Consider the following 18553-nt stretch of genomic DNA (forward strand, 5'->3'; position numbering starts at 1 on the left):
GAAGGACATAAAAAACGCAGGTCACGGTTCAATCGGTGACCTGCGTTTTCGTTTTAATCGTTATCGTTTTGCCGGTGGCACTGGCGCTTGCGGCGCTGCTGGTGCACTAGGCACTTTTGCTGGCTTCGCTGGTTTTGCTGGGGCCACAGCAGCGGGTGGCGGAGGTGGAGGAGCAACCCTGCCTGTTCCTTTTACTGCTCTTGCCGGGCGCGGCATCCGGGCCAGTCTTGGAGCGCTATCATCTTCAAGTCTGCCAATTGACTCAGATTCCCTTTCCATTTTACGGCTTATCTCCTGAATGCGATTATCGATTTCCTCGATCTCCTGTTCCAATTTTCGCATGGGCTCTTCCACCTTGATTTCTTCTTTGCGATTTGCGCTGATTTGCGCGTTCAGCTCCGAGATGGCTTGTTCCTGAACCTTGATTTTTTGTTCAAAATCAGCAAGTTGTTTTTCGAGATCTGTCTCGCTTGGTTTGGCTGATTGATTGGCTTTATCTTCTCCACGATCAAACAAAGCCGAACGCTTCTCCATCAGTTCGGAGCGAAGCTCAGCAGCGTGATCCTTTTTCCATTCGATTTTTTCCTGCTCACGCTCAAATCTTTCGACTTCAAACCGATGCTTTTCCATTTCCAGGTTTAATTCCTCCATTCGCTGGCGAAGTGGGCGCATCTCATTTTCAAACACTTCCATCTGCTTTTGATATTCGTCCAACCGCTTTTGAAGGACTGTATCTTTGGCCATTGAAAATTCAAATGCCTGGACGATGTCACCCTCAATCACTGGATCAATGTGAAACGGCTCCATTTCAGCAACTTCGTCAATCTCAAAGTTTTCGTCAAAATCAACCGAAGGAATTTCCTCAATATCAATCAAAGGCCTTACACGTGCAACGTGCTTTTTGGATGCGTGCTTGATCACCTTTTTGGACTCTTTTTGTTTGTCAACCTTTTGAGCCACAGCATAAACGGAGATTCCGATGACCAGACTCAAAGCAAATAACATAATGGGCAGGTTTCCGATAGTTCTGGCAGGTTTCGGCGTTAATCCCAAAACCCTTTGCACTCTTTGCAAAAGCAATGGTTTTTTGGAAGCAAATGCCATTGCAAAACCGGGTGTATGCTGCCATTCGGCCACTTTTACCAATGCATGCGCCAGCGACATTTTATCTCCGCAAACACTTAATGCAATGTCGTCACAGCAATGTTCACGTTCTGCGCGGATGCGGTCAGATAACCACCAAATCGCCGGGTGGAAAAAGAAGACGACTTCCACAAATGATTGTAACATATTGATTAAGTAATCGTTGCGTCGGATATGCGCCAATTCGTGCGCGAGAATTGCTTCGACCTGCGCAGTTGAAAACCCTGATAGCAGTCCAATCGGAATCAGCACAACCGGACTCAGTGCACCGATAACCATGGGCGTCACGATTTTTGCCGTTTCACGAAATTCTACTGACTGGGTGATATTCATTTTGGCGGTCATCACACCGAAACGTGCGCGCCATTCTTTGTCCATTACAATGTTCGCTTTGAAACGCAATCGCTCTGTGAAGATCCATCCACCTGCAAATCGCAGCAGCAGAAATGCTGCGCCAATCAGCCAGCAAACCACAAGCTCATACAGATGTGCGGATATCCACATTTGAACTTTGAAAGAAAGAGGAAGTTTGTAGTCCGTCACACGGCTTACTGTCGAGCTTGCGAAATGCAAAACATTGGCTGCGGGCTTGCTTGCCATAGCCGCTGAGGTTGCTCTAAAATAATAATATAAAAACGTAACTGCGGATGCGAAAACCTGAGCGAACAGAAATCCAACGCCTGCAATGTATTTTAGGTTAGCAGATTTGCGGCGAAGCAGATAAAAACTCGCGACAGCAATGATAGCAATCAATGTTGCCTGCCAGAGCGAATGGATCAATGTCCATCCAAATGAAGCCACGGCAGCTTCGGTAAGAAGGTTTGGGAGCAGTTTCATGACTAACGATTATTTTCAAGATTATTTAATAATTCGCGTATTTCATCTAATTCCTCTTTCGAAGTCGTGTGGTTGCCTAGTGCTTGCATAACCATTTGCGCGGCTGATCCCTGAAATGCCGTTTCAACCAATTTGCCCAGCAAGTTTTGCTGCGTCTCCTCCTTACCAAGTAATGCAACATAAATGTGCGAGCGACCTTGCTCAGTCCGATAAAGCAATCCCTTATCGTGCATAATTTGCATGAGCTTTAATGTTGTCGTGTAACCGACGTCTTTGGTTGCCGAAAGTGCGTCATGCACGGCACGAACAGTGCTAGGCCCTGCTTGCCAGAGAAAGTTTAAGATTTCTAATTCAGAATCTGTTGGTTTTAAATACATGGCGTGTTGTTATACGATAATCTTCGTACCAAATGTCTACGAAAAAAATCGTAGTTGCAAGAGGTTGCTACGATTTTTTTCGTACTTTGCCAATAATATTTGTTACAAATTGATTTTCAATCAGTTACCTTGTAATTGAACAAAGTGATTAGAAGCTATGATTAGCAGTAAACAAAGAAGTCCTGCATATTTTGCAGGACTTCTTGTAAAAATAAGATTCGCCTTCTAAACGTAAGTGTTCAGCATGACCGGCATAACCAGCATTAGGATGTCTTCATTTTCCTCCTGATCGACTGGAATAATTAAACCAGCTCTGTTAGGAGCGGACAATTCGAAAGTGATTGTTTTACTGGAAAGATTTCCTAAAACTTCAATTAGAAACTTGGCATTGAAACCGATCTCCATATCATCGCCATTGTATTCGCACATCAGGCGTTCATTGGCCTCATTGGAATAATCAAGATCTTCGGCGGAGATCACCAGGTCATTCAATGACATTTTCAAGCGAACCTGATGTGTGGTTCTGTTTGAATAAATGGAAATACGTCTTAGCGAACTAAGAATTTCCATCCTATTAATGGTCAATGTATTTTGATTGTTCGTCGGAATAGCATTCTCATAATCAGGAAAACGCTCATCGATCAAGCGGCAGATCATGCGAATATTGCCAAAGCTAAAAAATGCATTGCTTGATGTAAACTCTGCCTTTACGGGCATATCTTCGGAAGGAAGACAAGATTTCAGCAAGTTCAATGCTTTCCGCTGGATAATCATGGACGTGTCCACTTCTGACTTAATATCCGTGCGGCGATATCTTACCAAACGGTGACCATCGGTTGCCACGAAAGTTGCGTTTTCTGTGCCCATTTGCACAAAAACCCCGGTCATTGCCGGACGAAGATCGTCGGTGCTTGTGGCGAACAATGTATTAGCGATGGCGGCGCCAAGTGCAGAGGATGAAAAATCAACGGACTGGCCACGATTCACAGCTGGCGTCTTAGGAAAATCAATCGGATTCTCTCCTGAAAGCTTGTAGCGACCATTGTCAGAAATGATTTCTGTCCCAAAAGTTTCGCTGTTAACCTGCAATGTAATGGGTTGCTCAGGCAGCCCGCGCAATGTGTCCAGCAATAATTTGGCAGGAATCGCTATGGCTCCTTTTTCAGAAGATTCGACCTCAATTTCAGTGATCATCACTGTTTGAAGGTCAGAAGCCGTCACGGTTAATGCATTGCCATCAAGAGAAATTAGGAAATTCTCAAGAATGGGTACAATTGGGTTCGTTGAAACGACACCGTTTATAGCAGACAGCTGTTTGAGTAGAACTGATGACGAAACGACAAACTTCATAATTCGTGACGTAAGTGTTTAGATGATAAATTTATAAAATAGCAGATTTTGAAAAATCGTTTTGTAGGGGACAAAAGTATGAAAAATTACGGATGAAGCACCTTCCGTTATGCGAATTTTCGGGTACGAACTAGATATCGCAGCGCGCCAAATATTCCGATTAGAGCGATTGGAAGCAATAAATTAAGCGCTTGCCAGAACTTTTTCTCCTCCTGAATCTGGATTTTGTCCAATGCGCGAATGTCGATTTGTTTGCCTCGCGCATTGATCAATCCGTTCGCATCGGTCATGTAATCAAGCGCGTGCATGACGAAGTCCTTGTTTCCAAAGGTTTGCTTACTGACCCGGTCATACCCGAGCGGCAACGGCGCATTCCTTTTATAATCATAATCATTAACAATGAGGTCGCCGTCCGAACAAATGATCACCTTCCCCAGACTTCCTTTTGATTTAAATTTGGCCGCTCTCGGGTCACCAGGTAAAATTCGGTTCTCAAAAAGTGAGCTGAATGATCCTTCTAAAAGGATTCCTGCCAACTTCACCCCACCTCTGTAAGTCGCAGGATCGGGATCTTTGCGCGCTTCATTATAACCCACCAATGCAGGCGCATTAAGCGTCTGAGTGTAAGCTGAGGTCATCAATAATGGCGTTTTAGCAACATTCGCAGCGCCTCCAACCGTGTCAACAGAGCTTAGAAATCGTGTATAAACTGCGTTGAGGTTTCTTGTAATGGTGTGTTTGCCAAAATTGTTGAGCAACGGATAAAACCGCCACGGCATCGGTCTAATTTGCGGTTCCTCACCCATATTGCCCACATTAAGGAGGATTTCGGCGCTATTAATGTCCTTTACCAAGTTCGTATTCACTCTCGCGCCCCATTTGAAAAAAAGATCGTTGAGATTCAGATCCAATGGTTGCGCATAATTTCCCTCCAAACTCACGCTGTCTACGCGCGCGCCATCAATGAAAAACAGTGCTTTGCCGCCGCCAACGATATATTGGTCCAGCTTGAATTTGTCATTTTCCGAAAAAGCGCTGTCCGGCTTCAACACGACCAATGCATCCAATCCGTCATAAGATTCCGGATTGTTCATGTCCAGGAAAACGTCGTAATTCTGCTGAATGGTGGCAATGAGGTCGCTCAAACGAGCAGGAGAAATCTTGGTGTGACTGACAATAAGACCGACCTTTTTGTGCTCCTGATTGCCCAGCAACCGAATGGCTGATGCAATCTCGAACTCGACGCCTTCATAAGATTGGTTAAGCTGCTCCTCCGGTGAAGTATCTTTCGTTTTGTTCCCCTTCAAAAGCTGCACCGGCACAGATAACGTGTCCGCCTGAACAATTACGCCAGGGAAAATGATCTTCTCTGTTCGTTTTCCATCTTCGTTCGAAAAGACATTGGTCGGTGTTAAACCTCTGTCAACCAGATTCAGATATTGCTTTTGCCTTTGCTCTTCGCTGGTCGCGTCAGATGGATCGGAATAGTTGACAATCAAATGTCCGTTGGCATAGGTCTTAAACTCGTCAAGCGTTTCGCGGGTGGCAGATTCTAGTCTCTCAAATCCCGCAGGCAAATCGCCGTTCAGGTAAACATTGACGATAATATCTTTGTCCAAATTCCCCAAAAGCTCTTTTGTCGCATCGGAAATGCTGTAACGCTTGTCCTCGGTAAGATCCAGCCGGAAAAAGAATTGAGAAGACAACCAGTTTAACCCCGCGAGCAAAACCACGATTAAAGCAAACCGGAGCATTTTATTTTTCATTCAGGAAGATGCGGCTTTTGCCAATTAGATGGAAACAAAAAATGGACGATGCTGTGTCCAGTATTAACGTCCATTTTTTGCAAAAATATAAAAAACCAAAAATGAATTGGTTATTAATTATTTCAATACATCCTCAGATTGTGGGAAGACGGGATTATTGTAAATATAAACGCCGTTGTAGTCCTGCTTAACAGGCACTTGCGTGGTGAAATTTCGGTGATAAGGCAAAGCTTGCTCTGTTGAGTAATGACAAACAAAAGATTTCCTAGTTTGCTCGGGATTAGTAATGATGGACCCGCCGTGGGCCAATGCAGCATGCCAGATCAGCACATCTCCTTTCTTAATTAGTAAAGTTTCTTTTGGATATTGGTGTTCGGTGCAGGTTTTATCAAGATATTCAGCAAATTCAAGCGGACTTTTGGTGGAGTCAGGTTTGAATAAAATGCCGCTCCCGAAGTTGAATTTTGGCATTTTATGTGAGCCAATGTAATAATACAATGGCCCCGAATCGATCTTAATGTCTTCCAACGCAATCCATGCTGCCGCCAAATGGCTTGGAATTTTGGCAGTCACCCACGGGAAATCCTGATGCGTAGGCTGCTGGCTTCCATACATGAAAACCAAACTTTGCATTACCACAACCTGCTGATTGAAAATCGCTTCTAGGAATGAGGTGATATAAGGATGCGTCATCAGCTTTTTGCCAGCCACAGAAGAATTGTGAAAGTCGTTGATTTTGACATATTTACCAAGCAATGCCTGCTTAGGAAATTCTTTGATATTGCGTTCTTGATTGGGTTTGAATTCGTCCAGGTCAATGCGGACAGACAGATCGTATTTATCAGGATTTTTCACTAATTTTTGGAAATCGCCCCAGAAACTATCGATCAGCTCCTCCGGGATAATTTTCTCCAAAACCACATAGCCATTCTGTTCCCAGCTTCTCAATTTATCAGCCATATCATACGGAACATTAAAGCGCGGAGGGTTCTTTTTCAAGAATTCACTAATGTTTGGATTTGGCTTGTCAATCCATGGCAGTGTCGCCTGATCAAACTCTTTGAGTGGAAAATAATGGTCTTTGATTGATTCGGCTTTGCGAATGACACGCTGAACGATGCTCATAATGATATGGGTTAGCGAAAATTGACTTTACCAAATATAATCAAAACCACGCGTGGCGGTCGGCAGAATGCAGTGCAGTTAATGGTTACTTATTAAACGTGCAGGCGCTGTTGTCGGGATATTGATAATAGGACTTGTAATTGGACGCTTTGCGATTCATGCATCCTTTGAGGTTGAGCACCTGAATGTTCCTGAAATCGATCGGATGGCTTTCGGCCTGAAGTGCAATGTAGCCGCTGCCCAATGGCGTGTTGTCCTTGCGAACCCATTCGTCTTCACTGCCAACTTTTCCGTCTTTAAATGTATGGTTTTTGCCAACATAACCGCCACCGATTTTTGGATTGGTAAAAACTAAAACCGTGTCGCCTTCGATCATGTGATAAACAATAGAATCTCCCAAGACAATGGCCTCAGCAGTAACCCATTGGTCGCCATTGTAAGTTTTTGAACTGGAATTAATGCAATGCGCTTCGTCTACTTTGCCATTGATTTCCACGATGGTTCCTGGTGTGCAAAGGTTGCCTGTGGTCCGTTCACCAGCATTTAAGCCGCCCAAATATTGCATTTCCAAAGAAATTGGGAAATCCTGGTCCAAACCAAGGCTGGCAGCTGATTGTGAATGCAGCATAATGCCGCTATTTCTGACATTCCAGGAAGCGCCGCCTGGCACCTGGTTTCCTGTAAAGCGATATTGAAGTCTGATTTTGTAATGAGAAAAGGGCTTGTTGTAATACATGTGCCCGTATTCAGTCGTGAACTTAATGTATTCCTTGTAATTGACTCGGATCATGTTATCCTCGACAATGAAGGTGTTTTTGTAATTGTCATTCACCTTATGCCCCGCAATTTTAATGTCCCAGCCTGTGAGATCTTTTCCATTGAATAACGATTGCCATTCTTCCTTATCGGCGGCTTTTTGGGCGTTGGATGTTAGGGAGAGGAAAAGTAAGAAAGCTACGAGTTTTACGGATTTAAGCATATCAGATGATTAAGGTTTGCCTTTAAACTCAAAGCCTTTAAGTCCATCAATCTAACATAACTCCGTTAAATTTAACGGCACCGCTTTACCGGCAGCTAATTTGTTTGCGAACGCTAAGACGCGTTGTGTATATTTCTTTTAGATAAGAACACGCACTAGAACCAATAAATGTCACCAGCAGAAAGGAAAGAGCTCGAAGAAGAGATAATTTATCTAAAATATATTCTCGATTTTTACACTGGATCAGAAAGCGAACTAACAAGTTTGAAAGGACCTAGACTGGAAGCACATTTAAATAGTATTTTGGATCGACTACTTGAACTTAAATCAATTCTTGACACATGAAGAAACAGATAATCCCTGGTTCTTTGCAAGCTGCATTCAGCAAATTCTCAACATTGCAAAGTGAGGAAGAAAAAAAAGAATTCTGGAAGGAAATTACCCGGAACAAAGACCAGTTCGCTCCGGGTACATTGGATATGGAAATTGAAAAAGGCCTGATAGCCTTGTCCGACCGTGTTGATGAACTTCTAAAAAAAATAAAGCAACCCGTTTAATTATCGCGCTCTTCTCTTACTCTTCGGCTTTGGCGAAGAAGCTGAAGAACTTGTTTTACGGCTCCTGCCGCCAGAAGATCTTGACTCGCGCGATTCCCTGGGCCGTTTATCGCGGTCACCGCCGCCGTTGCCACGCGATGGCGAAGGGATCGTCCCAGCCAAATATAAATCCATGCTTCTGCGAGCCAGATTTGTTTCTTTTACTTTGACCTTAACCGTGTCACCAAAAGTGTAAATTTTCTTGGTGCGCTGGCCGATTAACCGGTAATTTTCCTTGTCAAGTTCGTAGTAATCGTCGCCCAGGTCCGTCATGCGGATAAGGCCTTCCGATGCAGTTTCAGTGATTTCAACAAAGATTCCGAATTCCGTAACGCCGGTAACAATTCCGTCGAATTCCCGGTCTTTATCCATCATACTCATGTATTCGACCTGCTTGTATTTGATCGAAGCCCTTTCGGCCTCGGCAGCAAGTCGTTCTCTTTCAGATGAATGCTTGGAGGCGTCTTCATAACTTTCGCTCGGAACCGAGGCGCCGCCGTCCAGATAATGCTGCAAAAGTCGATGCGCCATAACGTCCGGATAACGGCGAATGGGCGATGTAAAATGTGAATAGCGTTCAAATGCCAGACCAAAGTGACCAAGATCATCCACGCTGTAACGCGCTTTTGCCATTGTTCTCACGGCAAGCGATTCGATGAGGTTTTGCTCCGGTTTGCCTTCCACTTTCGAAAGCATGCTGTTCATGGATTTGGCAATTTTATTTTCCTCTTCCACTTCAATTTTGTAGCCAAGCTTGCCAACGAAATTGGCAAAAGTCTGCAAGCGATCCGTGTCAGGCGCTTCGTGGACACGATAGACCATTGTGTTCTTCGCCTCGCCTTTTGAAAGCGAATACACATATTCCGCAACCCGCTTATTGGCAAGAAGCATGAATTCTTCAATCAGTTTATTCGAATCGTGGCGCTCTTTTGTATAAATGCCGAGCGGTTTCCCTTTTTCATCCAACTTGAATCGCACTTCCGTAGTTTCGAAATTAATCGCGCCGCTTTTGAAACGCTCTTTTCTCAAAATTTTGGCCAGCGTATTCAATGTGTTCAACTCACGCGGATAATCTCCTTCGCCCGAGTCCAAAACAGCCTGCGCTTCTTCGTAGGAAAACCGTCTGTCCGAGTGAATGATCGTTCTGCCAAACCACTCTTTCAGCACTTTGCCTTTTGGATTTATTTCAAAAATCGCTGAAAACGAAAGTTTGTCTTCGTTAGGGCGAAGTGAGCAAAGATTGTTCGATAATTTTTCAGGAAGCATTGGCACCGTCCGGTCCACCAGATAGACCGATGTGGCGCGGCGATAAGCCTCTCTTTCCAACTCAGTTCCAGGCAACACATAATGCGAAACGTCCGCAATGTGAACGCCCACTTCAACGTTCCCCTCATCCAGATATCGCACAGAAAGCGCGTCGTCAAAATCTTTGGCATCAACCGGGTCAATCGTAAACGTCAGCACGTCACGGATGTCTTTCCGTTTTTTAATTTCTTTATCAGGTATTTTATCAGAAATGCGTTGCGCCTCAGCTTCTACGATTTCAGGGAATTGATAAGGAAGTCCGAATTCCGCAAGAATCGCGTGCATCTCGACATCATTGTCACCTGCTTTTCCCAGAACCTGCACAATTTCACCCTCGGCTTGGGTTCGTCTGGTTGGCCATTGTACGACTTTAACAATCACCTTATCACCATCTTGAGCCTCCTTAACTTCCTCCGGCTCAATGTATATGGGGTCGAAAAGCTTCTTATTGTCAGGCTGAACAACCGCATAACGCGATGTGATTTCTATAATCCCAACAATTTCAGCGCTCGAACGCTCTACAATTTCTGCAACGCGTCCTTCCACGCGGCTTTTACCAGAATCATTGCGGCCAGATCTTGCATTACGGCTGTTTTTAGTCAGTGGCTGCACAGTAACAATGTCACCATCCCAAGCGCCGTTTAACATTTCGGACTCTATAAAAATGTCGTCTTCCCGACCTTCGATGATCACAAATGCGAATGATTTGTTCACACGATCCACACGCCCGGTAAGTCCTTTCTTAATCTCTTTATTCGGACCGGCAGAATAGCCGCCGTTCTGATGCACAAGCCTTCCGGCCTCTTCCAGCTCATGAATGATTTCATTGATAAGCTGCTTAACCTTCTTATCCTGAACGCCGAAGTGATCGTGGACGTCGAAAGGACGAAATGTATGTTCGCTGTTTAGATCGAAAAAAGCCGCAATGTCAGCCTTTAAATTATCGATGTAGGACACAATGTGATGAGGCGTTTTAACCTCTTTTTTATCATCTCCTTTGTTAATTTTTATTTTCTTGTCTTTCATTTATGCTATATATAAATGCTTTCGCAGATGCGAAAGCGGGTTGCGGACAACCTTTTTACTCAACTCTAATAATGTTTTGTGGCTGAACGGCTTTAAAACAATGCAACCTTAGATAAAGCTGTGCCAGCACGACAACATCTTCTCTGCAATATCGACAAATTTTTGCCAGATCATTTTCTTCGTAATAAACCTTGGTAACCTGGTCGCCGCTCATTTCGTTTTTGCTGCCCGGAATGTCAAAAACAGCAGCAAGCAAATCGAGGGAAGTGTAGCTTTTATAGTCGCCAAATTTCCAAAGATCCATCGTGTCCTGATGCAAAACTTCCCAGGGTTTTTTCCCGGTAATTTGTAATGCTTTTGGAATTTCAATGCAATGAATCAACATCCGGCGGCAGAGAAACGGGAAGTCAAATTCCTTGCCATTGTGCGCACACAAAATGAGCTGTTCTGCGGGATATTTTTCTATTAACGCTTTGAACTGCAAGAGGATATCAACCTCATTGTCGCCGGAGAAGCTGCTGACTTTGAAGGAAATTTCATCATTTTCATTCCAATAAAATGCGCCGAATGCAATGCAGACGATCTTGCCAAACTCCGCATAAATCGCGCCTTTGTCATAAAAACATGCAGCATTGGAAATAGTGTCGTCGCCTTTTTTGAGTATGAGCGCTTTTTTGTCCCAAAGCTTTTGCATCCGCTCAGGAAGCTCGTCATAAGAGGCAAATGAGGAGACGGTTTCAATGTCAAGTAACAAGAAGTTCTTGGCACGCTTTCTAAATTCTTCTGTCATAATGTGTGTTTTGTAAAATATTCCTGCTACTCGTGGACCACCCCTTCCAGGCCCAGCGGACTGATCTGGATCAGGTTGTCTTCAATAATGCTGTCCGGCACGAAGATAAACTTTTTATCGTATATCTGATTTCCAATGAAATAGCTGACCCAATATTCATTGTTAAGATGAAAAACATCCGGCATAATCGGCTCTACAACCACATGCTCGCCCGCTTTTATCTCTGGAAAGAAATGTCTTAATGTTGACGTCCGTTGCTCCGAGTTCGTGCCAGATTCAGTATTCCCGTAACCTTTGGAAGTCACAAAAACATTGGTGATCGGCTCCTGATTTCGGTTGATCACGATAACGTTCCACTCTTCCGCCACCTCATTTACGCTTCTTGTAATTGCAACTTGTATGCCCTGAACAGGGTGAAATATGATGTCTTTTTTCATTAATTCTAAACTTACAGCTCCATTTGGAACAGTCCTGCTAAATGATTTTTTAATTTATCAGAAACTTCCTGAATATCCAACTCGCGCCCCAATTCAGCCGCCATAGAAGTAACCGCTTTATCCTGAATGCCGCACGGCACAATGTTGCCAAAATACGAAAGGTCCGTGTTGACATTCAATGCAAAGCCATGCATCGTAACCCACCGGCTCGACTTCACACCCAATGCACAAATTTTCCTTGAATTTTCCTGCTCCTTGAAATCAAACCACACGCCCGTCAAACCATTAATCCGACCCGCTTCCAGCCCATAATCCGCCAAAGTCAGGATAATGGCCTCCTCCAAAGTCCGCATATAACGGTGGATATCGGTAAAAAAATTGTCCAGATCAAAAATTGGATAACCCACGATCTGGCCCGGACCATGGTAAGTAATGTCGCCGCCGCGGTTGATCCGGTAATATTTTGCCTGTTTCGCCGCCAGATCATCCTCGCTCAGCAGCAAATGATCCTGTTTCCCGCTCTTACCAAGCGTATAAACATGCGGGTGCTGGCAAAACAACAAATAGTTAGGAGTCAAACGCTGCTTATCCTTCTCAACATCTCGGTTTGCAGTCTTAATAGCAATCGTCCCAGCAAATATTTTCTCCTGATAATCCCAAGCCTCCTGATAATCAATCAGTCCCAGATCCTGAAATTGGACTTTTTTATTGATGAGGGTATTCATTTAAAAAAAATTCAAAATTTTTGAAGCGTGCTGTGACTTAGAAAATGATCCTTCGTCTAAACGTTAGACATCAGTGAAAAAGCACGTTTTCTTCTTTATTATAATAACACTAATTTGCATTAGAAATGTTCGAAACGATAAGATTAAGGCTCAAATCTAATAACATGAAAGTCCTGCTTGACATTAAGGATAACAAGGCCGCCTTCGTAATGGGGCTGTTACAAAGACTTCCATTTGTTAAAGCAAAACCGCTTTCTGCCTTCCAAGGTAAAGTTTTGGAGGACATGAAAGAAGCGGTCGAGCAAATCCAGCTGATCAAGAAGGGAAAACTCACAGCCGGGGACGCAGAAGACCTTTTCAATGAACTTTAAGGTCAAGACCATCCCTAAATTCGAATCGGAACTTAAAAAACTGGCTAAGAAATATCCATCATTAAAAAACGAGTATATCGAACTCGTCCAATCTCTCAAAATCGATCCTACTCAAGGAACCTCGTTAGGCCAAAATTGCTTCAAGATCCGATTGTCAATTGCATCCAAAGGAAAAGGAAAATCCGGAGGGGGCAGAGTGATCACTTGCTATCAAGTGTCCGAAACGACCGTTTTCCTTTTGGCCATCTTTGACAAAAGTGAACGCGAAAGCATGCCAGACAAAGAGCTGAAAGATTTATTAAAAGAAATTCTTTAATCACATATTATACACGATGGCAGCACACAATGACCTCGGAAACTGGGGTGAGGACCAGGCAGCAGCATTCTTAGTGCAAAAGGGATTTGAGATAGTTGAAAAGAATTATCGAAAAAGCCACTCGGAAATCGACCTCATTGTCAAAAAAGACAAGATGTTGATTTTCGTAGAAGTCAAAACGCGCACCGGCTCTAAATTTGGAATGCCCGAGGAATTCGTAAATGTTACAAAAGCCCGCCTAATTATGCGCGCAGCTGAAAATTACATTTTTGACAAAGATTGGCATTACGACATTAGGTTTGACATTGTTTCAATTCTAATCCAACCGAGTGAAAAGCCGGAAATCTATCATATTGAGGATGCATTTTGTAAGTAAGTGGAATCTTCATTGCAAAATGCAGTCCTACTAAGACTGACGGCCAGCCTGCATTATAATAGTGCAGGTTGGATAACGGGACGTACATGCTTCTTAGCATTATAAACGTTTCAGAAACAAGCAAGTAGAATGCTTTAATTCCTGATTTTGGATGATGATATGCATTAGACAGCAAAGTTTCCTCCCTTGTAAACAATGGCCGCCTTTACTCAAACTTTGTCAAAACCATCACTTTTTGCTATTGGCATCTGCATTTTAATTGCATCATGCGTGCTGTTTTTGCAAAGAAACGATCCTCCGAAAAAAAGCACAATCCCCGCCGCTTTTGAAACCGATTCTACCCGCCTTTATCTCCCTGCCGACCTTGAAGCAACATTATGGGCTGAAGCGCCTATGCTTTACAATCCAACCAATATGGACATTGATGCCCGGGGCCGCGTTTGGGTGACCGAGGCTGTTAATTATCGCGATTTCAATACAAAGCCGGAAGAGCGCCTAAGCCACAAGCAAAAAGGCGACCGCATAATGATCCTCGAAGATAAGGATGGTGATGGAAAAGCGGAATCTTCAAAAGTTTTTGTTGAGGACACAATGCTTACGGCGCCGTTGGGAATAGCGGTAATTGGCAATAAAATCATTGTTTCCTGCGCACCAAACCTCATTATTTACACCGATTCAAATGGCGATGACAAACCGGATAAGCGCGAAGTGCTGCTGACCGGCTTTGGCGGTTTTGACCACGATCATTCGCTGCATTCGTTGGTTACGGGCCCGGATGGGCGATATTACTTCAACACGGGCAATGCGGGACCGCATCATGTGACAGACAAAAGCGGCTGGACGCTGCGGAGTGGCAGCCTCTATACGGGCGGGACGCCATATAATAAAACCAATCAAGGAAATCAGAAATCCGATGATGGCCGCGTATGGGTTGGCGGCCTCGCATTGCGCATTAATCCGGATGGAACGGGATTGAAAGTGATGGGTCATAATTTCAGGAACAGTTATGAAGTGTGCCTGGACAGTTACGGCAATATGTGGCAAAACGACAATGATGATCAGGTGATTACGTGCCGTGTTTCGTTTTTGCAGGAGAATGGCAATGCAGGATATTTCTCGGCCGATGGCACGCGTTACTGGCAGGCGGATCGCAGGCCCGGTCAGGACATTTTTACAACCCACTGGCACCAGGAAGATCCCGGAGTGATGCCGGCTGGCGATAATTCAGGCGCAGGATCGCCCACGGGCATCGTTTATTATGAAGGCGATGCGCTTGGGAAAAATTATCGGGGAACATTGCTGAGCTGCGAAGCGGGCCGGAATGTCATTTTTGCTTACCAGCCAAAGCTGAATGGTGCCGGTTTTGATTTGGAACGGCGCGATCTGATCAGCTCATTTCCGCAGGCTTCGGAACGATATGAATGGTATGAAACGGATCATGACAGCCGTAAATGGTTTCGGCCGTCGGATATTGCGGTCGGGCCGGATGGTGCTTTATACATTGCGGACTGGTTTGATCCGGTCGTAGGCGGACATAGCATGAAGGACAAAAAAGGTTATGGCCGCATTTACCGCATAACGCCAAAGCGCAAGAAACTGACTGTTCCAAAACTGGACTTTTCCACAACCAATGGCTTGATTGAAGCATTAAAAAATCCCGCTGTGAATGTGCGTGCATTGGGTTTTGAGGGGTTGAAAGCGAAAGGCGATGCAGCATTAAACGATGTTAAGAAGTTGCTCAATGCTGAAAATCCTTTCCATCAGGCCCGCGCAATCTGGCTCATGGCGCAGTTGGGAAACCAGGGAAAAAGTGAAGTGATTAACCTATTGAAATCGACTAATGAAGCGCATAAACTTACTTCCTTCCGTGCATTAAAAGCCATTGGAGCTGAAAAAGATTTCCTGACACAAATGGCAAAGGACGAAGATCCTGCCGTGCGTAGGGAAGTGGGAATTGCGCTTCGGGATGTTCCTTTTGAGGAAACAAAGAAAAGCATTGCGAGTCTTATTAAAATGTATGACGGCAAAGATCCGTGGATGTTGGAGGCAATCGGAACGGCGGCGGATGGGAAAGAAAAGGCAGCTTATGCGCTGGTGCGTGACATTTATCCGGGTGAACCGATCCATTTCTCGCCGCAGCGCGCCAGTCTGGCTTGGCGGTTGCATCCTGATGAGGTGATTGATGAGATGAAAATCCGGGCGAATTCTTCACAAGTTGTTGCCACGGAACGGCGTAAGGCGCTCACGGCCATAGGTTTTATCAAAAATGGAAAAGCTGCCGGGACAATGATCGCATTATCTAAATCGCCCCTTCCGGATGTGGCTTCGCAGGCAGCCTGGTGGGTAAATTTTCGGAAAACGAATGACTGGGCCGATCTGATTGATTGGGAAGAGGCCGTTGCGCAGGAAATGACGCCGGCTTACAAGCAGATGTTGGAAAGCAAAAAGCTCGTTGCTGACAAAAATCGGCCGTTTTCGGCAAGAATTGAGGCTGCGAAATGGATGGCTGCTGATGAAAATGGCGGCAATATGCTCGTGGATATGCGTGTGCAAGGGCAGTTGCCCGACAGCATTGCAAAGTCGGTAAGTGACATTATTTTCAAAAACCCTGATCAGAATGTGCGCATTGTGGCCAGTCAGTTTTTTCCGAAAAATGGGAAGGTTTTGAAAACAGATTTCATCGCCAGAATGAGTCCTAATGTCTCGCAGGGCCAAAAGATATTTGCTGCAAACTGCGCGGCTTGTCATAAACACGGCACAAATGGTGCGGAAATCGGGCCGGACTTAACATTGATTCATAAAAAGTTTGATAATACAGGACTTTTGGATGCCATCGTAAATCCATCGGCCAGCCTGGTTTTTGGCTATGAAAGCTACACCATTGTCACCAAGAGCGGCGAAACGTTTTTCGGATTTCTGCTGAGCGATGGTGCAAATGTGGTTTTAAAAGATGCCGCCGGTCAGCAACATTCAATCAAGGCAGAGCAAATAAAAACGAGAGAAAAAATGGAGTCTTCTCTAATGCCGGAGCCGACGGCATTAGGCCTTAATGAGCAGGATCTGGCTGATTTGACGGGTTATCTAATGCAGTTTAAATGATTTATTACAGCCCTTTCTGGAAATTTTTCCTGTAACTAAGTGGACTCATTTTCATGCGTCTTTTGAACAGTTTATAAAAATGAGAAACATCGCCAAAGCCGCTATCAAAGGAGATTTCAGAAACGGGCCGGTCTGTTGAAAGCAGTTGCTGCACAGCGAAGTTAATGCGGTAATCGATGACCGTGTCCAGGAAAGTTTTGTTAGTCACCCTTTTGAAGTATTTACAAAAAGCATTGGGCGACATATTTACAACCGCCGCGACCTCATTCAGCACAATGTCATTCCTGAAATTGTCCACAATGTAGCCGAGCGCTGCATTAATGCGGTCTTTATTGCTGTTGATCTGTGTGGCAACAACGCCGTCCTGATCCAATAACATGAATTCTTTGGAAGCGGCAAGATCTTCGAGAATGTCCAGCAGCAGCAACATTTTTCGGAAGGAATTTTCTTCGCGTGCCAGAACGCTCATTTTTCCACTGACTTCTTTTGCAGTTTCGCCAACGAAATGAATCCCGTGAGCACTCATTTTCAGCAGATTCCGAATGTTAACTAACTCCGGTCTCTCAAAAAACTCCATGCCCAGAAAGCATTTGTCAAACTGCGCCACAATCGATTTTGCATGAACGCCTGGTTTGGAAATATCCTCCGATTTCCAGGAATGTGGTAAATCTGACCCTAACAAAACAAGATCCCCGCAGTCAAAATCGGCCATTTGCTTGCCTACATAGCGTTTTCCTTTGCCTTTCAGAATCAATGTCAGCTCAAATTCGGGATGAAAATGATACGGCACGTCAAACTTTTCCAAACTGAATGAATTCACCAGAAATGAAGCGTTCGATCCTGCGCTAACGGTTTCAAATAAGGCCTTTATCATTGACTATTCTACTCGGAATGGTTTTGCCAAATCAATATTAGATAATATTCTCCACAAAATATCCATTATCAGCCTAACCTCCAAAGCCCAAAGCACCGAAATTTGAAATTGATTATTCCTAAACTCCTAAAAAATTTATGACAACCCTAACTGCTCCCGAGCTGGCTGATTTCAAGCCTGTTTCCGAAACCCAGATCGAGCGTTTCAGAGCGGATGGTCATGTGCTGATTCCCGGCGTGTTGAATGAAGCGGAAGTGTCTCATTACCGGAGCGTTATCAACACCGCCGCAACGAAATTCAACACGGAAAAGCGGAAACTGGAGGACAGGGACACGTATGGAAAGGCTTTTTTGCAGATCACAAATCTGTGGGAAGTCGATGAAAACGTGAAAACTTTTGCGCTTGCCAAACGCTTCGGGAAAATCGCGGCTGACCTGCTCGGAGTAGAGAATGTCAGAATTTACCACGACCAGGCTCTTTATAAGGAGCCTGGCGGTGGGTTTACGCCGTGGCACCAGGATCAATATTATTGGCCAGTGGACACCAACAACACCATTACAATGTGGATGCCGCTCATTGATATTGACATGGATATGGGCATGCTCACATTCGCTTCCGGATCGCATCAGGCTGGTTTTGTGGAGAATGTGCCGATATCGGACGAGTCGGAAGTGATGTTTGAAAAATTTATTCAAGACAAAGGTTTTAGGATTTCGCGTGCGCAAACCATGAAAGCGGGCGACGCCACCTGGCATTACGGCTGGACATTGCATTCAGCGCCCGGCAATAAATCGACAGAAATCATGCGTGAAGTGATGACCATCATTTTCATAGCTGACGGCGCAAAGGTTACCGAACCCAAAAACAAACATCAGGAAGCTGACCGCCAGCGCTGGATGGGTGGATTGCCAGCTGGCAGCACATTAAATTCTCCCCTCAATCCGTTGATTCTCTGATCAGTTGCCCTAACCGACGGCATTTTCGGAAAATATGCCGGATCATCAAAGCTTACCAAGTAGTTGATCGGCGGCTCATCCTTTTGGAAATAACTTCTTCGCCGA

At 44.6% G+C, this 18553-nt stretch carries 17 protein-coding genes; 6 read left to right on the plus strand and 11 right to left on the minus strand.

Annotated elements, in window-relative coordinates:
- Positions 1-60: 60 nt before the first annotated feature.
- The 6 genes from LZG73_RS19660 to LZG73_RS19685 all read right to left on the minus strand — a co-directional run bounded on the left by LZG73_RS19660 (position 61) and on the right by LZG73_RS19685 (position 7577).
- Positions 61-1980 (minus strand): M56 family metallopeptidase, encoded by a 1920-nt coding sequence (locus LZG73_RS19660; protein ID WP_233853796.1) that lies wholly within the window; start codon positions 1978-1980, stop codon positions 61-63.
- Between the two features lie 2 nt (positions 1981-1982).
- Complete coding sequence (locus LZG73_RS19665) at positions 1983-2357, minus strand: BlaI/MecI/CopY family transcriptional regulator (protein ID WP_233853797.1); 375 nt, start codon at positions 2355-2357, stop codon at positions 1983-1985.
- A 225-nt stretch (positions 2358-2582) separates the two neighbouring features.
- Entirely contained in the window at positions 2583-3707 is a 1125-nt protein-coding gene (dnaN, locus tag LZG73_RS19670; RefSeq protein WP_233853801.1) for a DNA polymerase III subunit beta, read from the minus strand.
- A 107-nt stretch (positions 3708-3814) separates the two neighbouring features.
- On the minus strand, positions 3815-5473 hold the full coding sequence (gene gldG, locus LZG73_RS19675) for a gliding motility-associated ABC transporter substrate-binding protein GldG (protein WP_233853803.1): 1659 nt from the start codon (positions 5471-5473) through the stop codon (positions 3815-3817).
- Between the two features lie 117 nt (positions 5474-5590).
- Positions 5591-6598, minus strand: a complete 1008-nt coding sequence (locus tag LZG73_RS19680; RefSeq protein ID WP_233853805.1) for a phytanoyl-CoA dioxygenase family protein — start codon at positions 6596-6598, stop codon at positions 5591-5593.
- Positions 6599-6683: 85 nt separating this feature from the next.
- On the minus strand, positions 6684-7577 hold the full coding sequence (locus LZG73_RS19685; protein ID WP_233853807.1) for a DUF1080 domain-containing protein: 894 nt from the start codon (positions 7575-7577) through the stop codon (positions 6684-6686).
- A 341-nt stretch (positions 7578-7918) separates the two neighbouring features.
- Between LZG73_RS19685 and LZG73_RS19690 the strand changes: the two genes are divergently transcribed.
- Positions 7919-8134, plus strand: coding sequence for a hypothetical protein (locus LZG73_RS19690; RefSeq protein ID WP_233853808.1), 216 nt, complete (start codon positions 7919-7921; stop codon positions 8132-8134).
- Here LZG73_RS19690 and rnr read toward each other — a convergent pair whose 3' ends face one another.
- From rnr to lipB, 4 genes are read right to left on the minus strand one after another with little or no spacing between them, the layout of a single operon-like run.
- Positions 8135-10504, minus strand: a complete 2370-nt coding sequence (rnr, locus tag LZG73_RS19695) for a ribonuclease R (RefSeq protein ID WP_233853809.1) — start codon at positions 10502-10504, stop codon at positions 8135-8137.
- A 55-nt stretch (positions 10505-10559) separates the two neighbouring features.
- Complete coding sequence (locus LZG73_RS19700) at positions 10560-11294, minus strand: 3'-5' exonuclease (protein ID WP_233853812.1); 735 nt, start codon at positions 11292-11294, stop codon at positions 10560-10562.
- Positions 11295-11320: 26 nt separating this feature from the next.
- A complete protein-coding gene (locus tag LZG73_RS19705; protein ID WP_233853814.1) occupies positions 11321-11731 on the minus strand; it encodes a hypothetical protein in 411 nt (136 codons plus the stop codon).
- Between the two features lie 11 nt (positions 11732-11742).
- Positions 11743-12456: a lipoyl(octanoyl) transferase LipB gene (gene lipB / locus LZG73_RS19710; protein ID WP_233853816.1), complete on the minus strand. Its 714-nt coding sequence runs from the start codon at positions 12454-12456 to the stop codon at positions 11743-11745.
- A gap of 164 nt (positions 12457-12620) precedes the next feature.
- Between lipB and LZG73_RS19715 the strand changes: the two genes are divergently transcribed.
- The 4 genes from LZG73_RS19715 to LZG73_RS19730 all read left to right on the plus strand — a co-directional run bounded on the left by LZG73_RS19715 (position 12621) and on the right by LZG73_RS19730 (position 16618).
- Positions 12621-12827 (plus strand): hypothetical protein, encoded by a 207-nt coding sequence (locus tag LZG73_RS19715; RefSeq protein WP_233853817.1) that lies wholly within the window; start codon positions 12621-12623, stop codon positions 12825-12827.
- Entirely contained in the window at positions 12817-13143 is a 327-nt protein-coding gene (locus LZG73_RS19720; protein WP_233853825.1) for a type II toxin-antitoxin system RelE/ParE family toxin, read from the plus strand. Before LZG73_RS19715 ends, LZG73_RS19720 begins: the two co-directional genes overlap by 11 nt.
- Before the next feature lie 16 nt (positions 13144-13159).
- Entirely contained in the window at positions 13160-13519 is a 360-nt protein-coding gene (locus LZG73_RS19725) for a YraN family protein (RefSeq protein ID WP_233853827.1), read from the plus strand.
- Between the two features lie 195 nt (positions 13520-13714).
- On the plus strand, positions 13715-16618 hold the full coding sequence (locus tag LZG73_RS19730; RefSeq protein WP_233853828.1) for a PVC-type heme-binding CxxCH protein: 2904 nt from the start codon (positions 13715-13717) through the stop codon (positions 16616-16618).
- A 4-nt stretch (positions 16619-16622) separates the two neighbouring features.
- Here the strand turns inward: LZG73_RS19730 and LZG73_RS19735 are convergent, their stop codons facing one another.
- Positions 16623-17492 carry an AraC family transcriptional regulator gene (locus tag LZG73_RS19735; protein ID WP_233853829.1) on the minus strand — a complete coding sequence of 290 codons (870 nt, stop codon included), beginning with the start codon at positions 17490-17492 and terminating at the stop codon, positions 16623-16625.
- A 137-nt stretch (positions 17493-17629) separates the two neighbouring features.
- Between LZG73_RS19735 and LZG73_RS19740 the strand changes: the two genes are divergently transcribed.
- The gene (locus LZG73_RS19740) at positions 17630-18448 is read left to right on the plus strand and encodes a phytanoyl-CoA dioxygenase family protein (RefSeq protein ID WP_233853831.1); all 819 of its coding nucleotides are present in this window, start codon (positions 17630-17632) and stop codon (positions 18446-18448) included.
- Positions 18449-18553: the final 105 nt, after the last annotated feature.

It is taken from the genome of Dyadobacter sp. CY326 (genome assembly GCF_021390515.1).
In the GTDB taxonomy this organism is placed as follows: Bacteria; Bacteroidota; Bacteroidia; order Cytophagales; family Spirosomataceae; genus Dyadobacter.

Bases quoted from the DNA above. Each gene is read 5' to 3' on its own strand.
- LZG73_RS19660 (WP_233853796.1), bottom strand. From the start codon at position 1,980: ATGAAACTGCTCCCAAACCTTCTTACCGAAGCTGCCGTGGCTTCATTT.
- LZG73_RS19665 (WP_233853797.1), bottom strand. From the start codon at position 2,357: ATGTATTTAAAACCAACAGATTCTGAATTAGAAATCTTAAACTTTCTC.
- dnaN (WP_233853801.1), bottom strand. From the start codon at position 3,707: ATGAAGTTTGTCGTTTCGTCATCAGTTCTACTCAAACAGCTGTCTGCT.
- gldG (WP_233853803.1), bottom strand. From the start codon at position 5,473: ATGAAAAATAAAATGCTCCGGTTTGCTTTAATCGTGGTTTTGCTCGCG.
- LZG73_RS19680 (WP_233853805.1), bottom strand. From the start codon at position 6,598: ATGAGCATCGTTCAGCGTGTCATTCGCAAAGCCGAATCAATCAAAGAC.
- LZG73_RS19685 (WP_233853807.1), bottom strand. From the start codon at position 7,577: ATGCTTAAATCCGTAAAACTCGTAGCTTTCTTACTTTTCCTCTCCCTA.
- LZG73_RS19690 (WP_233853808.1), top strand. From the start codon at position 7,919: ATGAAGAAACAGATAATCCCTGGTTCTTTGCAAGCTGCATTCAGCAAA.
- rnr (WP_233853809.1), bottom strand. From the start codon at position 10,504: ATGAAAGACAAGAAAATAAAAATTAACAAAGGAGATGATAAAAAAGAG.
- LZG73_RS19700 (WP_233853812.1), bottom strand. From the start codon at position 11,294: ATGACAGAAGAATTTAGAAAGCGTGCCAAGAACTTCTTGTTACTTGAC.
- LZG73_RS19705 (WP_233853814.1), bottom strand. From the start codon at position 11,731: ATGAAAAAAGACATCATATTTCACCCTGTTCAGGGCATACAAGTTGCA.
- lipB (WP_233853816.1), bottom strand. From the start codon at position 12,456: ATGAATACCCTCATCAATAAAAAAGTCCAATTTCAGGATCTGGGACTG.
- LZG73_RS19715 (WP_233853817.1), top strand. From the start codon at position 12,621: ATGAAAGTCCTGCTTGACATTAAGGATAACAAGGCCGCCTTCGTAATG.
- LZG73_RS19720 (WP_233853825.1), top strand. From the start codon at position 12,817: ATGAACTTTAAGGTCAAGACCATCCCTAAATTCGAATCGGAACTTAAA.
- LZG73_RS19725 (WP_233853827.1), top strand. From the start codon at position 13,160: ATGGCAGCACACAATGACCTCGGAAACTGGGGTGAGGACCAGGCAGCA.
- LZG73_RS19730 (WP_233853828.1), top strand. From the start codon at position 13,715: ATGGCCGCCTTTACTCAAACTTTGTCAAAACCATCACTTTTTGCTATT.
- LZG73_RS19735 (WP_233853829.1), bottom strand. From the start codon at position 17,492: ATGATAAAGGCCTTATTTGAAACCGTTAGCGCAGGATCGAACGCTTCA.
- LZG73_RS19740 (WP_233853831.1), top strand. From the start codon at position 17,630: ATGACAACCCTAACTGCTCCCGAGCTGGCTGATTTCAAGCCTGTTTCC.